This is a genomic window from Peribacillus loiseleuriae, assembly GCF_001183985.1.
Lineage (GTDB): Bacteria > Bacillota > Bacilli > Bacillales > DSM-1321 > Peribacillus > Peribacillus loiseleuriae.
Genome location: NZ_LFZW01000001.1, coordinates 3149280 through 3166209, shown reverse-complemented (window position 1 = coordinate 3166209; position 16930 = coordinate 3149280). Strand labels below are relative to the sequence as shown.

17 protein-coding genes are annotated in these 16930 nt (G+C 38.8%); all 17 read left to right on the top strand.

Translation table 11 applies throughout. From position 1 onward, the window contains the following. Positions 1-705 (top strand): demethylmenaquinone methyltransferase, encoded by a 705-nt coding sequence (locus AC625_RS14750; RefSeq protein WP_049681962.1) that lies wholly within the window; start codon positions 1-3, stop codon positions 703-705. A gap of 34 nt (positions 706-739) precedes the next feature. Continuing rightward, the gene (hepT, locus tag AC625_RS14745) at positions 740-1702 is read left to right on the top strand and encodes a heptaprenyl diphosphate synthase component II (RefSeq protein ID WP_049681961.1); all 963 of its coding nucleotides are present in this window, start codon (positions 740-742) and stop codon (positions 1700-1702) included. 270 nt (positions 1703-1972) lie between these two features. Next, the gene (ndk, locus tag AC625_RS14740) at positions 1973-2419 is read left to right on the top strand and encodes a nucleoside-diphosphate kinase (RefSeq protein WP_049681960.1); all 447 of its coding nucleotides are present in this window, start codon (positions 1973-1975) and stop codon (positions 2417-2419) included. Positions 2420-2683: 264 nt separating this feature from the next. Continuing rightward, on the top strand, positions 2684-3460 hold the full coding sequence (locus AC625_RS14735) for a CheR family methyltransferase (protein WP_049681959.1): 777 nt from the start codon (positions 2684-2686) through the stop codon (positions 3458-3460). A gap of 488 nt (positions 3461-3948) precedes the next feature. After that, entirely contained in the window at positions 3949-5121 is a 1173-nt protein-coding gene (aroC, locus tag AC625_RS14730) for a chorismate synthase (RefSeq protein ID WP_049681958.1), read from the top strand. Between the two features lie 3 nt (positions 5122-5124). Continuing rightward, positions 5125-6201: a 3-dehydroquinate synthase gene (gene aroB / locus AC625_RS14725; protein WP_049681957.1), complete on the top strand. Its 1077-nt coding sequence runs from the start codon at positions 5125-5127 to the stop codon at positions 6199-6201. Between the two features lie 41 nt (positions 6202-6242). Further along, positions 6243-6605 carry a chorismate mutase gene (gene aroH / locus AC625_RS14720; RefSeq protein WP_049681956.1) on the top strand — a complete coding sequence of 121 codons (363 nt, stop codon included), beginning with the start codon at positions 6243-6245 and terminating at the stop codon, positions 6603-6605. Between the two features lie 61 nt (positions 6606-6666). Then, entirely contained in the window at positions 6667-7779 is a 1113-nt protein-coding gene (hisC, locus tag AC625_RS14715; RefSeq protein ID WP_049681955.1) for a histidinol-phosphate transaminase, read from the top strand. Between the two features lie 130 nt (positions 7780-7909). Further along, the gene (locus AC625_RS14710) at positions 7910-9013 is read left to right on the top strand and encodes a prephenate dehydrogenase (RefSeq protein ID WP_049681954.1); all 1104 of its coding nucleotides are present in this window, start codon (positions 7910-7912) and stop codon (positions 9011-9013) included. A 30-nt stretch (positions 9014-9043) separates the two neighbouring features. Next, positions 9044-10330 (top strand): 3-phosphoshikimate 1-carboxyvinyltransferase, encoded by a 1287-nt coding sequence (gene aroA, locus AC625_RS14705; RefSeq protein ID WP_049681953.1) that lies wholly within the window; start codon positions 9044-9046, stop codon positions 10328-10330. 382 nt (positions 10331-10712) lie between these two features. Further along, positions 10713-11585, top strand: a complete 873-nt coding sequence (locus AC625_RS14700) for a hypothetical protein (RefSeq protein WP_049681952.1) — start codon at positions 10713-10715, stop codon at positions 11583-11585. Positions 11586-11616: 31 nt separating this feature from the next. Then, positions 11617-12876, top strand: coding sequence for a tetratricopeptide repeat protein (locus tag AC625_RS14695; RefSeq protein WP_049681951.1), 1260 nt, complete (start codon positions 11617-11619; stop codon positions 12874-12876). A gap of 55 nt (positions 12877-12931) precedes the next feature. Next, positions 12932-13468 (top strand): ReoY family proteolytic degradation factor, encoded by a 537-nt coding sequence (locus tag AC625_RS14690; RefSeq protein ID WP_049683758.1) that lies wholly within the window; start codon positions 12932-12934, stop codon positions 13466-13468. 587 nt (positions 13469-14055) lie between these two features. Beyond that, entirely contained in the window at positions 14056-14508 is a 453-nt protein-coding gene (locus AC625_RS14685) for a YpiF family protein (protein ID WP_049681950.1), read from the top strand. A gap of 160 nt (positions 14509-14668) precedes the next feature. After that, complete coding sequence (locus AC625_RS14680; RefSeq protein WP_049681949.1) at positions 14669-15175, top strand: QcrA and Rieske domain-containing protein; 507 nt, start codon at positions 14669-14671, stop codon at positions 15173-15175. A 3-nt stretch (positions 15176-15178) separates the two neighbouring features. Further along, complete coding sequence (gene qcrB / locus AC625_RS14675; protein WP_049681948.1) at positions 15179-15853, top strand: menaquinol-cytochrome c reductase cytochrome b subunit; 675 nt, start codon at positions 15179-15181, stop codon at positions 15851-15853. Between the two features lie 149 nt (positions 15854-16002). Next, positions 16003-16767, top strand: a complete 765-nt coding sequence (locus tag AC625_RS14670) for a menaquinol-cytochrome c reductase cytochrome b/c subunit (protein ID WP_049681947.1) — start codon at positions 16003-16005, stop codon at positions 16765-16767. Positions 16768-16930 lie beyond the last annotated feature (163 nt).

Genomic DNA, 16930 nt, shown 5'->3' with positions numbered 1-16930 from the left:
ATGGAACAATCTAAAGAACAAAAAGTTCACCATGTTTTTGAAAAAATTTATGGGAACTATGACAAGATGAACTCTGTCATTAGTTTTAAACAGCATATCAAATGGCGTAAAGCAACGATGGATTATATGAATGTAAAACCAGGCACTAAGGCATTGGATGTTTGTTGCGGTACCGCAGATTGGACTATAGCTTTAGCAGAGAAAACGGGTAGCGAAGGAGAAGTAACAGGTCTCGATTTCAGCAAAAATATGTTAAAAATCGGTGAAGAAAAAGTAAAAAATATAAAGCAAATTACTCTTCTTCACGGGAATGCCATGGAATTGCCTTTTGAAGAAAATACCTTTGACTATGTCACGATCGGCTTTGGCCTTCGAAATGTTCCTGATTATATGCAAGTGCTTAGAGAAATGTATCGTGTTTTGAAACCAGGTGGAATGGCAGTTTGTCTAGAGACGTCACATCCGACAATGTTTGGATTCAAACAAGGTTTTAATTTTTATTTTCGTTTTATTATGCCGCTTTTTGGAAAGTTATTTGCAAAAAGCTTTAAGGAATATTCTTGGCTACAAGATTCGGCCCGTGATTTTCCAGGTATGAAGGAGCTTGAAAGTATGTTTAGCCAAGCTGGTTTCGCTAATGTAAGCTATAAGGCACATACTGGTGGAGTAGCTGCTACACATTTCGGCTACAAGCTCAAACGATAGAAAGGGTTAGTGACTACAAAGCTGGGTGGAATGTATGAAATTTAAAATGTTGTATTCTTTTTTGAATACGGATCTGCAATTAATTGAGAAACAATTGGAAGCTGCTATCCAGGCGGATTCCCCTGTACTTAGACAAGCATCACTGCACTTACTTCAATCTGGAGGGAAACGCATTCGCCCAGTCTTTGTATTATTGGCTTCTAAATTTGGCAATTATGATATTCATGTTATTAAACATGTAGCCGTAGCTCTTGAGCTTATTCATACAGCATCTCTTGTCCATGATGATGTTGTAGATGATGCTGATCTACGAAGAGGTTCAGCCACAATAAAATCAAAATGGGATAATCGTGTCGCTATGTATACAGGCGACTACATTTTTGCGCGTGCACTTGAAGTCATGTCCCATATTGACAATCCATCTGCCCATCAAATTCTTGCTAAGACAATGGTTGAATTGTGTTTGGGGGAAATTGAACAGATTAAAGATAAGTTTAATTTTGAACAAAATTGGCGGACTTATTTCAGACGAATTAAACGAAAAACAGCTTTATTAATCGCTTCAAGTTGTCAATTAGGTGCGATTGCTTCAAGCGCTGACAAAGAAGTGTGTCAGAAGCTTTATAAGTTCGGGTATTATGTTGGGATGTCTTATCAAATCACAGATGATATTCTAGATTTTACAGGCTCAGAAGAAGAATTAGGCAAGCCGGCAGGTGGAGATCTTCGGCAAGGGAATATTACTTTACCTGTACTAATTGCAAGGGAAGATCCAAAGCTTAGAATGATAATTGAAACAGTCCATGAAGCGATTTCAAATAAAGAAATGGATATCATTATCAAGGCGATAAAAGATTCAGGGTCGATTGAAAAAGCTGCAGAGGTTAGCAATCTTTATTTAAAAAAAGCGTTTGCTGAGCTTGAAGGACTTCCTTCCAACCAAGCGAGAAAAACTTTATCCCAAATTGCAAAAAATATTGGTAAACGTAAATTCTAATGAGTACATAAAGATTGAGTCAGGATGATTCACATAGTGGATGATCTAACTCTGCTCTAAACAAGTAGAAGCGCATTCTCGTTTCTACTTGTTTAGGAAATAGAAACGAGAATGAGTTGTAGGTAACTTTGTTTATAGGGTCGTAACATCACTTGTGTTTTCGCGAAATGAATACGCTTCCAAAAATTGATTGCTATATTTTTAGAAAAGTGGTAATATTTTGATGGATAGTCGAATAGACAAACAGATGATCATATGGGAGTGGGAGAAATGGAACAAACATTTTTAATGGTCAAGCCAGATGGTGTACAACGTAGTTTAATCGGCGAAATTGTCGGCCGCTTCGAAAGAAAGGGTTTTCAACTTATTGGGGCTAAATTAATGGTAATCTCAAAAGAACTTGCCGAACAGCATTATGCTGAACATAAAGAACGTCCTTTTTTTGGCGAGTTAGTAGATTTCATCACTTCAGGCCCTGTCTTTGCAATGGTTTGGGAAGGTGAAAATGTTATTGCAGCAGCACGCAAAATGATGGGTACGACAAACCCTAAAGACGCAGCAGTTGCAACAATCCGCGGTGATTTCGCTATGAAGGTCGAAAAGAACATTATTCATGGTTCCGACTCACTAGAGAGTGCAGAGCGTGAAGTGGCATACTTCTTCAAAGAAGAAGAATTGGTTTCTAGCAAAAAACTAATCAATGAGTGGGTTTATTAATCATTTGCAATATACTTATTTAAAAAGCCTGGATGATGAGTGAATTCGCTCTTGATCCAGGCTTTTTGCTCATGGTTTAATAAACTGTATGACCCCGTTTGAAATTTGACGAATAAGTTAAGAATAAATAAGTGGAGGGAAGAAAAGCAGGATGAATGCAACGCTTTATTTTTTCGGAATCAGGTTGAAAAGTACCATTCTCTTCCGATAAGAGTATTAGATTGTATAAATAAAATATTCAAATGTTGTGGGGAGTCGTTAAAAATGGTACAAGAGTACGAACAATTTATTTTGAAGATAAAAAAACTAACGGGTATAGATTTATCATTATATAAAGAAGCGCAAATGAAACGGCGTTTGACCTCCCTCTATGAAAAAAAAGGATATCAATCATTCGATGCTTATTTCCAAGCGATACAACAAGACACAAAGCAACGAGAAGAATTTCTTGATCGGATGACGATTAATGTGTCAGAATTTTTTCGAAACGCAAAGCGCTGGGAAGTGTTAGCAGAGAAAATTTTGCCTCGGCTGCTTTTATCTAAACGAAAGTTGAAAATTTGGAGTGCTGCTTGTTCGACAGGGGAAGAGCCGTATACGATTGCGATGGTGCTTTCAGCCTTTCTTCCGTTGCAGCAGATAGAAGTGTATGCGACTGATATTGATGAAAACGTCATTGCGAGAGCGAAGCTTGGTGTGTATCCGGAAAGGTCATTAAATGAAGTGCCTGCTGAGGTGAAAAAGAAATTTTTTATAAAAGAAGGCAATTTTTATCATGTTGCGGATGAAATTAAGAAAACTGTTACATTTAAAAAACAAAACTTATTATCTGAAAAATTTGACACAAACTATGATTTAATTGTTTGCCGAAACGTGTTAATTTATTTTACTGAAGAGGCTAAGCACTCTCTATATACAAAATTCAGTCAAGCTTTAAAAACCGACGGCGTGTTCTTCGTTGGAAGTACAGAACAGATTTTCAACCCAAACCAATACGGCTTTGAGACGGAAGATACTTTTTTTTATAAAAAACTTCCATGAGCGTCTACTCTAAAACTAAAGCGGTGAAAAAGGTTCAAGATCTCAAATTGTATAACCTTATGAAGGTGGCAGTGCGGAGCTGACTTTACGAAGCCCCGCCCCTTTTCCACAGAGAAATCTAAGTCTACAAAAGTGGCCAGCTAAAGGTGAGTGTTCAAAAAGGAGGATAAAAAGAGCCGAGAAGTTCGAGGACCGGAGAGACAGAGCGACGAAGAAATTCGACAGCTATTTTTACCGGACTTTTTGAACATCCTCTAAAAGAGTTATTTAGCAGTAGCGGAACCTTCCGTTTTGTTAGGTAGCCTCTTTTTATTTAGCTTGCTTATTCCATAATAAGTAATTGGTTTTTCCTAAAAAATGATAGATGAATCGTTACTTGGATAAAACGGCAGTATTTTTCTTGAAATCAAATTCCCATTTTTCATAAAATTGTGGTATATTGTTACTTAAATCAAAATCCTTTAACGGTTTAAATGGGGGCAGAGAAAATGAGATATTTAACAGCAGGCGAATCGCATGGTCCACAGTTAACGACAATTATAGAAGGACTTCCAGCAGGAATGCCGATTACGGCCGAAGATATTAATAATGAGCTAGCGCGCCGACAAAAAGGTCATGGTCGTGGAAGAAGGATGCAAATTGAAAAAGATGAAGCATTTATCGCATCTGGAATCAGACACGGCTATACGCTTGGTTCTCCAGTGGCTCTTGTTGTTGAAAATAATGATTGGAAGCATTGGACAAAAATTATGGGTAGTGACCCCATTTCTGCTGAAGAAGCGGAAGAGGTCAAACGAAAAATCACACGACCACGACCGGGACATGCAGATTTAAATGGTGGGATTAAATATGGTCACAGAGATTTACGGAATGTACTCGAACGATCGTCAGCAAGAGAAACGACAGTCAGAGTGGCTGCGGGAGCAGTTGCCAAAAAACTCCTTTCTTTGCTAGGGATTGAAATTGCATCACATGTGCTGGAAATTGGCGGAATCAAAGCAAGTCCGACTCCGTATTCTTCAATAAAAGAATTACAGCAGATCTCGGAAGATTCCCCTGTCCGCTGTTTAGATAAAGAAGTGGAACAAAGCATGATGGATGCCATTGATCAAGCAAAGAAAAATGGTGATTCCATCGGTGGAGTTGTCGAAGTAATTGTCGAAGGAATGCCGGCTGGAGTGGGGAGCTATGTACATTACGATCGTAAACTGGATGCTAAGCTAGCTGGGGCAATTGTGAGTATAAATGCATTTAAAGGTGCAGAAATAGGCATTGGCTTTGAAGCAGCTCATCTATTTGGCAGTCAGGTTCACGATGAGATTGCATGGGACTCAGAACAAGGTTACTATAGAAAAACGAATCGTCTAGGTGGATTTGAAGGTGGAATGACAACTGGAATGCCGATTGTCGTCCGTGGTGTTATGAAGCCGATCCCAACACTGTATAAACCATTAAAAAGCGTTGATATTGATACGAAGGAAGAGTTTGGGGCAAGCGTAGAGCGTTCGGACAGCTGTGCAGTTCCCGCGGCGGCGGTAGTCGCCGAAGCAGCAGTAGCGTGGGAATTAGCATGTGCAATTGTTGAACAGTTCCCATCTGACCGATATAATCAATTATCAGAATATATCGAGCGATACCGTCAAGAAGTAAAGGAGTTTTAAAAGATGGAGTCAATCGACATTAAAACACCTTCCAAAGAGTATCCTGTTTTTTTAGGACAGCATGTGATTGAGCAACTTCCTTTATTTTTAGAAAAAAATTATTCAGATATCACGAAATTATTGATTATTAGTGATGAGAAAGTTGCTAGTATTCATTTGCATAAAGTGAAGGAATTGGCTGCAAAATCAGGTAAACAAGTATTGGAATATATAGTTCCTGAAGGGGAACATGCAAAGACATTCGATGTGTTTTATCAATGTCAAAGCTTTGCCCTTGCGAATGGGTTAAACAGAAAATCGATGATTCTAGCCTTGGGTGGTGGAGCGGTCGGCGATGTTGCTGGATTCGTTGCAGCGACATTTATGAGAGGGATCCCGTTTATTCAGCTGCCTACGACATTGCTTGCCCATGATAGTGCAGTTGGTGGGAAAGTTGCGATTAATCATCCAGAAGGAAAAAATATGATTGGCGCTTTTTATCAGCCGGAAGCTGTATTTTATGAGTTATCTTTTTTACATACGTTACCGATAAAGGAACTGCGATCAGGTTTCGCTGAAGTCATTAAACACGCGCTTATTCAAGATCCGGAATTTTACAAATGGCTTCTTACAGAAATTCAAGATTTAGCAGCCATCACAGATGAACAATATCTTTACATGATCAAAAGAGGCATTGCAATTAAAGCTTCAATTGTCAAAGAAGATGAGAAGGAAAATGGAGTACGTGCTTATTTGAATTTTGGGCATACATTAGGTCATGCTGTGGAAGGATTAATGGGCTACGGCAATTTCACACATGGTGAAGCTGTTTTAATTGGCTGTGTGTACGCCTTGAAACTAAGTCAATACAAAGGGTTAAGTTTTGATTTAGTAGAATTTATGGAGTGGGTGCAATCATTAGGGTACTCTACCAATATTCCTAAGCAACTTGATCACACATCATTAATCCAGAAAATGAAAAAAGATAAAAAAACAATTTCTGATACGATTACATTTGTTTTGCTGAACGAGGTAGGATTTCCGGAATTAGCAGAAATCAATGATGAGATCATTCTTAAGCAATTAGAAGAGATATTCTAAAGCTAATCAAAGAAATATAAAACGCTGGAGAGTGAATGATAATGATAAGAGGAGTTAGGGGAGCTACGACAGTTCTAAAAGATGAAGAACATGAAATTATACAAGCAGTTGAAACACTTCTCGTTGAAATGATTCAGGAGAATGAGATTCACCCAGAAAAGGTAGCATCGGTTTTCGTTTCAGTTACTGAAGAATTGCAATCAACTTTTCCGTCAAAAGCGCTTAGAAATATTGAGGGATGGAAGTATGTTCCGGTTGTTTGCATGCAGGAAATACCAGTTGAAGGATCGCTTCCTTTCTGTATTAGAATCATGCTACATCTTAATACTGATAAAACGCAGCAAGAAATTCAACATGTCTACCATGGTGAAGCAGTGGCATTACGACCTGATTTAAAGAATTAAAATGCTCATATAAAACAATAGAAAACTAAGAATTTCTATATAAAAAATGAGGTGTAAGAGAATGAAGTGGAATCAATCGGTATTATCATTAAAACCATACCAACCAGGAAAATCAACGGATGCAGTAAGAAGAGAGTATGGTCTGGATGAAATTGTGAAGCTTGCTTCCAACGAAAATCCATTTGGCTGTTCAGAAAAAGTAAAACAAGCTTTATCAGAATCCGCTTCTTCATTAGCGATATACCCGGATGGTTATGCTACTGCGCTTCGAGAAGCGGTGGCTAAACACACAGGCGTGAAGGAAACACAGCTGATTTTTGGGAATGGTTCAGATGAAAATATTCAAATCATTTCACGGAGTTTGTTAAGTGAAGGAAAGAATACAGTCATGGCGACACCAACTTTTTCCCAATACAAGCATAACGCCGTTTTGGAACATGCTGAAATTCGTGAAATTCCCTTAATAAATGGGGATCATGATTTAGAAGGAATGCTTGCGGCTATTGACGAAAATACGGCAGTAGTATGGGTGTGTACACCTAATAACCCGACTGGTACATATATTGGGGAAAAGCAGCTTCGTGAATTTCTTGAGAAAGTTCCAAAAGACGTACTCGTTGTCCTTGATGAAGCGTATGCGGAGTATGTTGTGGCAGAAGATTATCCGAAGACGAATTCATGGCCTACTACATACAAAAACTTAATCGTTTTACGTACTTTTTCAAAGGCGTATGGTTTAGCGAGTATGAGGATTGGCTACGGAATAGCGGATGAAGAAGTCATTTTGAAGCTGGATCCTGCAAGACAGCCTTTTAACGCAAATACACTAGGTCAAGCAGCTGCTATTGCTGCTATTTCTGACCAGGATTTTATTCAGCATTGTAGCATTGAAAATCGACAAGGACTTGCCCAATATGTTAGTTTTTGTGAATCTGAAAACTTATTTTATTACCCATCACAAACGAACTTTATTTTGATTGATTTTAAAGTAGACGCTGACCAACTATTTCAACATTTATTAGAGCATGGGTATATCGTGCGTTCTGGCAAATTCCTTGGCTTCCCAACCAGTCTGAGAATCACAGTTGGCACAAAGGAACAGAATGAAGGTATGATTGCTGTTTTAAAAGAATTCACTGCCTCACAAGTTGAAGTTTTCAGCAAGAATATATAGAACGATTGAAATAAATTAGTAAGGTGGGCGCTATGCCATAACGAAAATAATGGTAAGTGGCTCACCTTTTTTTAAACAATGCTTTTAGAAATGATCGTTAGGATTTTAAAGAATGAAGCAGGTGGCATGAATGAACGGAAATGTATGTGTAATCGGTCTTGGTTTAATAGGTGGATCGCTGGCGATGGCGATTAAACATGAACATCCGGACGTGAACATTGTAGGGTTTGACCGGGATGATAACAACGCTCATTTGGCAAAAATTCTTGGAATTATTGATGAAATTACTCCATCGATTGAATGGGGAGTACAAGAAGCTGACCTTATTATTCTTGCCGTACCAGTCAATGAAACCGAGCGAATTATAGCTGAATTGGCAAATATGAACCTGAAAAAGGACTGTATCGTGACCGATGCCGGTAGCACAAAAGGTTCAGTTGCAAGAGCGGCAGCAGGATTACTAGATAAAGGAATTACGTTCATTGGAGGTCATCCGATGGCAGGTTCCCATAAAAGTGGCGCGGGAGCTGCTAAGCGTCAATTATTCGAGAATGCTTTCTATTTATTGACCCCAGCAGAGGGAATTCTTGATTCAGACATCAATAGACTCAAAGAATGGCTAAAAGGAACAAATGCTAACTTCTTACTCGTAACACCGGATAATCATGATTTATTAACGGGTGTCATCAGTCATTTTCCACATATTATTGCTTCAGGGCTTGTCAAACAAGCAGAACATTACAGTACTAGAAATCCGCTTGTCTCGCGTTTGGCGGCAGGGGGATTCCGGGATATTACCAGAATTGCGTCAAGCAGTCCAGAAATGTGGCGGGATATTCTTATTCATAATAAATCAGTATTAGTTGAACTAATGGATAATTGGATAGATGAAATGCTTCAAGTGAAAGATTTGATTACATCAGAGGATCGTGTTGGTATATATCGCTTTTTTCAGGAAGCCAAAGAATTTCGTGATGATCTTCCTGTCCACGGAAGAGGGGCAATACCCGCTTATTACGATTTATATATTGATGTTCCGGATTACCCTGGTGTGATTTCGGAAATTACGGGCTATTTTGCAAAAGAAGAGATAAGCATTACTAATATTCGAATAGTCGAGACAAGAGAAGATATATTTGGAGTCTTGGTCGTTAGCTTCCAAACAGATATTGATCGGACAAAAGCTGCTGCATGTATAAAAAAATATACTAGCTTTGATACTATTCTCGTCTAATGTCGAATTAATTACAAAGGAGACCAATAGATGGATACACAAACATTACAAACAAACATTACATCACTTAAAGGAACAATATCTATACCAGGGGATAAATCCATTTCACATCGCTCGATCATGTTTGGTGCTTTGGCTGAAGGAATTACCAACATTGAAAACTTTCTGCCTGGGGCGGATTGCATAAGTACAATCGATTGCTTTTCTAAATTAGGTGTCAGCATTCAGCAGAACGGTGACCTTGTCGAAGTGATTGGCAAGGGTTTTTCTGGATTAAAAGCACCAAGTGAAGTTCTTGATGTTGGTAATTCTGGCACAACGATTCGACTTATGCTCGGAATCTTGGCAGGTCAGGCTTTTCAGGCTGAGTTAATTGGTGATGATTCAATCGGCAAGCGTCCAATGACTCGGGTCGTGAATCCATTGAAGCAAATGGGAGCGGATATTGAAGGTAGGAATAACGGTGAATTTACACCATTAACGGTTAATGGAACTGAACTTAAAGGGATTCGGTATGAGCTTCCAGTAGCAAGCGCACAGGTGAAGTCTGCGATCATCTTAGCTGGTCTTCAAGCTAAGGGTACGACAACCATTGTTGAACCTGAAAAAACACGTGACCACACTGAGAGAATGATTGTCCAGTTTGGTGGTAAGGTGGAAAGAAAGGGAAACGAAATTAGTGTTGAAGGTGGCCAAAGTTTACAAGGGACATCCATTTACGTTCCTGGAGATATATCTTCAGCAGCCTTTTTCATGGTGGCCGCTGCGATTACGCCTAATAGTGAAGTAAAGCTATTAAACGTAGGCTTAAATCCTACCCGTACTGGAATTATTGAAGTGCTTCAAAGAATGGGTGCTGATATCGAGATTGAACATATAAATGAAAAAGGAGAGCCGTATGGTCATATTACAGTACGATCGTCCAAACTTCATGCCATTACGATTGAAGGCGATTTAATTCCTCGGTTGATCGATGAAATTCCTGTTATCGCGCTGTTAGCTGTTAGTGCAGAAGGAACGACTGTCATTAAGGACGCAGCGGAATTGAAAGTGAAAGAAACGAACCGAATTGACACGGTTGCTGATGAGTTATCCCGTCTTGGAGCTAAAATCAAGCCAACTGAAGACGGATTAGTTATTACAGGAGGTACGCCAATACATGGTGGTGAAGTTTCAAGTCATGGAGATCATCGCATTGGTATGATGCTAGCCATTGCAGGATTAGTTGCGAGTGATGAAATAATCCTCACTGATTCAAAGGCGATAGAAGTTTCCTATCCTCAGTTTTTTGACCACTTGACAACACTAATAAAATAAGATAATTGTGATGATTCAACTAAATTTACCTTTCGAATGAGGAAGGTCATAAAACAGGTTGAATCATCATTTTTTTATTGAGAGAGATTGTTCAAAAAGTCCGGAAAAAATAGCTGTCGAATTTCCTTGTCGCTTATTAATGATCTTCTGTTAAAATCGCGCACGTCCTGTGCAAGTCGGGTCCCCACGTATTAACTGTATACGTGATAGATATAGAGACTCACTCCTCGAACTACTCGGCTCTTTTTATCCTCCTTTTTGAACTCGCACAGATTGTATCTTTATTTCTGTAATCGTAAAAGTACTTCAATTTTCATAAATGAACATATCTTTGCGTTCCTTTTCATAAGCTGGTCATAAGACAAGGCTAGGGAGGGGTTGTATGTCGAATTATATCATTGATAAAGTAATGGTATGGCAAGATGGCAAGACGTCAAATAAGTCCATTGTAGTGAAAGGCGATAAAGTGGATTCTGTTCATAACTCCGTCAAGCAGCTACGAATGATGAAACAAAATCTAGAAAATTTTATTATGAGCCCTGTTACAACGACAGTCTTTAACGAATCGAATCTGCCTGCCTCCTGGTCACTTTATGAACAGCATGTGTTAAATGGTATAGGGATGATCTTAATCCCTGTAGAAGTTCCTTATGAATATCTCCTCGCTCCTCGTCTAGAAGAAATACGAAAGCTTATGAAAGATTCACCACTTGATTATCTACTTGCGATTAAAGTTGCCCAAAAAACGGTTTCTCCAAAGCTCATGCAACGCTGTATTAAAGAACGTATCTCCACTGTGTTTGTAAAAATTACGAATTTAGATGAACTACAACGGCTTCCATGGAGCTGGATTCGCCAATTTTCCTTTCCATATAATCCAACTTTTATCCCTATATTTAGACAAGAAATTGCAAATGACAAAGCGAAAACTATTTGGAGTAAGATTATGACTGACACTAAACTTTCACACAGTAAAGAGTCCCTCACTGAAGGCGAACCTATCTCTATTCAGATATTAAAAAAAATTGGTTTGTATCCGATTAAAGGATATTTACGCAATAATGGAGAATTAAGCTATAACTTATTTTATTCTTCACACGATACAAGTGATTTCAATGGAATTTCAGAAGGGGAATATGATAAACTGGTTGTCACCGTGTTAAATGGGAAGGTTGTGAGGGCAGGGGCGACACTATCCCTTGCCGAGAAAAAAGGGTCTGAAATAAAAATCAGGATTCCTGGATTTTTAATATGAAGAAATTGTTAGCAGGAGGAAGGTTTTTATTATGAACACAATTGAAAAAGTGCTCAACAATCTAAAAAAAGGCGAATTAGAAGAAGCATTTCTACATATAAATCGAATAAAATCATCTGAAGCAATTGAAGAGATGCTCCTTTTAGCGGAGGAATTATTACAGCTGGGATTTATGGAGCAAGCAAAGGATTTATACGAACATTTACTTAAGCTGTTTCCTAATGAAGGAGAGCTCCTCGTTACACTCGCTGAAATTCTCGTCGATATGGACCAAGAAGATGAGGCATTCCTATTGCTTGAAAAAATTAGCGGGTCGGATGACATGTATCCAAGTGCTCTGCTCCTTTTAGCGGATTTATATCAAATGCAGGGAATGGATGAGGTCAGCGAACGAAAGCTTAAACAAGCAAAGGAACTGCTACCAACAGAACCATTGATTGATTTTGCTTTAGCAGAACTGTATTACCAGCAAGGGAAGGATCATGCTGCTGTTGCGAATTATAAAGAGGTACTTAAGCAGCAAAAAGAAATAGGCGGTGTAAGTATCAACCAGCGGCTAGCGCAGACCTTAAGTAATTTGGGTGAGTTTGAAGAAGCCATTCCTTTTTTTGAAAAGGCGTTGGAAGACAAACTCGAAATTAACACATTATTCGAATTTGCATTAACTGCATACCAAGCAGCCATGTTTGAAACGGCGATTCAAAGGTTTACCGAACTCAAGGAGTTAGATCCGGAATATCATTCCCTTTATCTGTATCTTGCGAAATCTTATGAAAGCCTAGAGCGTCTAGATGAAGCTCTAGAAACGGTAAGGGAGGGGATTCACAAGGATGAATTCAACAAAGAGCTGAATCTTTTTGGGGGGAAAATTGCTTTGAAAAAGGGTCTGACAAATGAGGCAGAATTGTTTTTCAGGGAAGCTCTTGCCATTGATCCAGGCTATTTAGAAGCTACGCTTACATTACTTAAACTGTTCATGCATGAAGAAAAGTATGATGATATTATTGAAACGATTGAAAGTGTTAGGAAATACGGCGAAGACGATCCGCAATTCGAATGGATGCTGGCTATAAGCCTGCAAAAAAATGAACGGTTTAAAGAAGCTTTAGAAAGCTTCCAGAAGTCGTATGAATTTTTCGCCAGTAACCAAGATTTTTTAGAAGATTACGGATTCTTTTTAATTGAAGAAGGAGTACTAGCTACCTCTAGAGAAATATTTAATAAGCTTCTCGAGCTGGATCCGGCAAATGATGAATATGTGCTGATTTTGGATCGATTAGCTGAGGAATAAGAAATGGTAAAGAATGCTGATTGATACAATATCTGTACAGAGGAGGGAACTCATGGTGGCAGCCCCTGTATCTGTTAACGAAAAGAAAGACTTTATTCGCTGGTTTTTAAATCATTATCAGTTGAAGCGCAGGGAATGTGTGTGGATTTTAAATTATTTAATGAGCCATGATCAGTTAATGAAAAAGGTTCATTTTGTGGAAAGTGCTCAATATTGCCCACGAGGGTTGATTATGTCAACGCATTGTGTGGATGAGGCACCTTTCCGATTTTATAAATCCAATATCATGACCACTGACGCAGAGAAGTCGTTTCATGATATCCGCCTGAATCGGGATGAAGACATCTATATCCAGTTAAATTTTAAATCATCCTACTCATCCTACCACTATGCCGCGGTTTTAGAAGAAAATCCATTTATGCCAAAAAGCACAGGAAGTAATGAGAGAGATAAGCTCATGGCAGAGAAGTTTTTAGAAAATTCGTTGGCGACATTTCAGAAAGAGCGGATATTGGAAGCGATTGATAATGCACTCGACCAGAATGATAAAGAAACTTTTTATTCATTAACAAAAGAACTGAATAAGCTGTAAAGCGAGGTTTCAATTAAGCTATGGTATTAGATGATGTTGATTTACTTCCTAGAGTATTTTTTCAGCATAACAGGAAGAGATATGACATCATGGTTACACACCAATGAACCTAAAATCGTTTTATCAACAAATATGTATAACCTAGTTTACAATTAAAGAGAAGAGGGTGTCCCAAAAGGGTCAGACCTTACATTCTATACACCGTTTATATAAGCCATATAAACGATATATAGTAGATGTGGGGTTTTTCGATCCTTTCGTTATGGGACAGCCTCATTTTTTTATTTTTTGGTTATGTTAAACAATATTGTTGATAAAGTGATTTTTGATTCGATCAATCTGGTGGGGGGGAGCACACCTTATCCATCCTGCTTGTTTTGTGAGGTTTCGTTCACAGCATCACCCTTAAGATGTTATTTAAACTTCACCTTTAGAATTTGACGTTCTACTGCCAAGTTCATTTCTTATCTTAATTAATTAATGAATAGTTTGTTAAAAAGAAGAATAACTGGTAATGATATATGAAACAGGAATTAATCATGATAAAATGGTAAGAAGATGATTGATAACTGTAAGGAGTGAGTAAGTTGAAGTGGACTTATAAGGAAATTGGGATGTATCAAGAGTCGAAAGAATATGTGGACAGTCTGATCATTCCAATGAATCCGATTTCATTCGGTGCACAGATGAAACAATTTTCGTCCATGCATGAATTTATGGGGATTTTAATGATGGAAGTTGAGAAGCAATTGAAAGGTAGATTGCTTTTAATGCCAGGGTTAACGTACTGGTCTGAAGGTCAGGAGAGAGCGGATCTCATTGAGATATGGAAACTAAAATTATTGGAAGCAGATTTCAAGCACGTTTTTTGGATTACATCTGACAGTGAGTGGAAAAAATATGAAGAACAGCTTCCTGGTTCACTTTTATGGATTCCTTCCATTCCTCTCGAACATTTAGAAGAGGGACAAGCAAGGCAGATGATGAACGATCAAGTTCGCCAAATGCTCGATATGCTTACTCAAAGCTGGAATAAATAGCACTGGGTACAAAGGAAATATACCACAATGTTGCCATCATTTAGGACTAACATATATTGACCTTCATGAAATATTGAGATATCATTGTAATGTCCTAGTTTTATAGTGTTGCTATTTATTGGCTAATTGGTTCAGAATAGTAATAGAGGGGGGGAAAAGCATGAGTAAGCGTAATGTTTCACGACGTCAATTCCTTAATTACACACTTACAGGTGTAGGCGGTTTCATGGCTGCAGGAATATTAATGCCAATGGTTCGATTCGCGATTGATCCAGTGTTGAAAGCAAGTGCATCAGGAGGTTTTATCGCAACAAGTCAGAAAGTTTCGGAATTGACAGCGGAACCAATCCGTGTTGATTACACATTCGATCAAATCGATGGATGGTATGAGTCCCAAGTGACAAACACGGCATGGGTATACAAAGCAGATGATGGTAACATCGTTGCATTATCACCTGTATGTAAGCACCTAGGATGTACTGTTGCTTGGAATACAGACAAAGAACATCCAGAACAATTTTTCTGCCCTTGTCACATGGGTAGATACGAAAAAAGTGGGGTAAACGTACCAGGAACTCCACCTAGTAAACCGCTAGATGTTTATGAAACGCAGGTAAAAGACGGAATTCTTTATTTAGGTCTACTAAAACCGCATAAGGGGGCGTAATTATTGTTTAACAAGATTTATGACTGGGTTGACGAACGTTTAGACATTGCGCCCATATGGCGGGATATTGCTGACCATGAGGTTCCTGAACACGTAAACCCTGCACACCATTTTTCAGCATTTGTTTATTGTTTTGGGGGCTTAACCTTCTTCATCACAGTTATCCAAATTCTCTCGGGTATGTTCTTAACCATGTATTATGTACCTGATATCGTCAATGCATGGGAGTCTGTTTACTATTTACAAAATGAAGTAGCATTTGGACAAATTGTACGAGGGATGCATCACTGGGGAGCAAGTCTAGTTATCGTGATGATGTTCTTACATACTCTCCGTGTTTTCTTTCAGGGGGCTTATAAAAAACCGAGAGAGCTTAACTGGGTTGTTGGAGTACTCATTTTCTTTATCATGTTAGCTTTAGGCTTAACCGGCTATTTATTACCTTGGGATATGAAAGCGGTTTTTGCGACAAAAGTTACATTAACGATTGCTGACTCTGTTCCATTAATTGGTCCAGCTATTAAAACGTTAATTGCTGGAGATCCGACAATTGTTGGAGCACAGACGTTAACACGTTTCTTTGCGATTCACGTATTCTTCCTACCAGCTGCACTATTAGGCTTAATCGCAGCTCACTTTATAATGATTAGAAAACAAGGAATTTCAGGTCCATTGTAAGAAATAAAGAAGCACGATGATTAGAAAAATCTAGTGGCTATAACTAGACAAGCTTCTGACTCGCGTGTGTAGTCGGCTTTTGCAGGATATCGAAAAATGTATCCAGTAATCTAAATAATAACCTTTTCATAAAGGAGGGGGATTGTTCAATGCATCGTGGAAAAGGTATGAAATTTGTAGGTGATTCTCGAATCTCGGCAAATGGTAAACCGTTTATCCCGAAAGACTATTCGGAATATCCTGGTAAAACTGAAGCGTTTTGGCCGAATTTCCTATTGAAAGAATGGTTGGTTGGAGCCGTATTCCTTGTTGGGTTTCTTTGCTTAACAGCAGCGCATCCAGCGCCGCTTGAAAGAATTGCCGACCCAACAGATACTGCATATATTCCGCTTCCTGACTGGTATTTCCTATTTCTTTACCAGTTGTTGAAGTATTCGTATGCATCTGGTCCATATAATATTGTAGGTTCAATAATTATTCCTACACTTGCATTTGGAGGTTTGATGCTTGCGCCGTTTCTTGATCGTGGTCCAGAGCGTCGTCCTGCGAAACGTCCATTCGCAACTAGCTTCATGCTATTAGCTATCGCGGGGGTTGTGTTCTTGACTTGGCAATCTGTTTATTACCATGACTGGGATAAAGCAGCTTCACAAGGAAAGATTGTTGAAGGTGTAGCGATTGATAAAGAGGCTGGTGGATACAAAGCTCTTGAAGCAAATACTTGTCTTTCATGTCATGGCGCTGAATTGACGGGTGGAGCTGGTCCAGCGCTTATCGATACTGGACATACTGCTGATGAAATTAAAGACATTGCCAAAAATGGTACTGGTGGAATGCCTGCTGGTATTTTTAAAGGTTCTGATGAAGAACTAGAAGCTCTTGCTGAATTTCTTGCGAATTTATCAGCTAAATAAAGTGTGAAGAAAGAGGATATCCCATAGTAAGGGTCAGACCCGGTAACCAATCCAAACAGTTTTTTAGGAAGTGTAAGTAACACTATCAACTGTGTGGTGGTAGCCAGGCCAGACCCTTTTGGGGCATTCTCTTTTTTGCCATCTCATTTACATGATTATCTTG

Excerpts from the sequence above, each read along its gene's own strand:
- AC625_RS14750 (WP_049681962.1), top strand. The coding sequence starts at position 1 with ATGGAACAATCTAAAGAACAAAAAGTTCACCATGTTTTTGAAAAAATT.
- hepT (WP_049681961.1), top strand. The coding sequence starts at position 740 with ATGAAATTTAAAATGTTGTATTCTTTTTTGAATACGGATCTGCAATTA.
- ndk (WP_049681960.1), top strand. The coding sequence starts at position 1,973 with ATGGAACAAACATTTTTAATGGTCAAGCCAGATGGTGTACAACGTAGT.
- AC625_RS14735 (WP_049681959.1), top strand. The coding sequence starts at position 2,684 with ATGGTACAAGAGTACGAACAATTTATTTTGAAGATAAAAAAACTAACG.
- aroC (WP_049681958.1), top strand. The coding sequence starts at position 3,949 with ATGAGATATTTAACAGCAGGCGAATCGCATGGTCCACAGTTAACGACA.
- aroB (WP_049681957.1), top strand. The coding sequence starts at position 5,125 with ATGGAGTCAATCGACATTAAAACACCTTCCAAAGAGTATCCTGTTTTT.
- aroH (WP_049681956.1), top strand. The coding sequence starts at position 6,243 with ATGATAAGAGGAGTTAGGGGAGCTACGACAGTTCTAAAAGATGAAGAA.
- hisC (WP_049681955.1), top strand. The coding sequence starts at position 6,667 with ATGAAGTGGAATCAATCGGTATTATCATTAAAACCATACCAACCAGGA.
- AC625_RS14710 (WP_049681954.1), top strand. The coding sequence starts at position 7,910 with ATGAACGGAAATGTATGTGTAATCGGTCTTGGTTTAATAGGTGGATCG.
- aroA (WP_049681953.1), top strand. The coding sequence starts at position 9,044 with ATGGATACACAAACATTACAAACAAACATTACATCACTTAAAGGAACA.
- AC625_RS14700 (WP_049681952.1), top strand. The coding sequence starts at position 10,713 with ATGTCGAATTATATCATTGATAAAGTAATGGTATGGCAAGATGGCAAG.
- AC625_RS14695 (WP_049681951.1), top strand. The coding sequence starts at position 11,617 with ATGAACACAATTGAAAAAGTGCTCAACAATCTAAAAAAAGGCGAATTA.
- AC625_RS14680 (WP_049681949.1), top strand. The coding sequence starts at position 14,669 with ATGAGTAAGCGTAATGTTTCACGACGTCAATTCCTTAATTACACACTT.
- AC625_RS14670 (WP_049681947.1), top strand. The coding sequence starts at position 16,003 with ATGCATCGTGGAAAAGGTATGAAATTTGTAGGTGATTCTCGAATCTCG.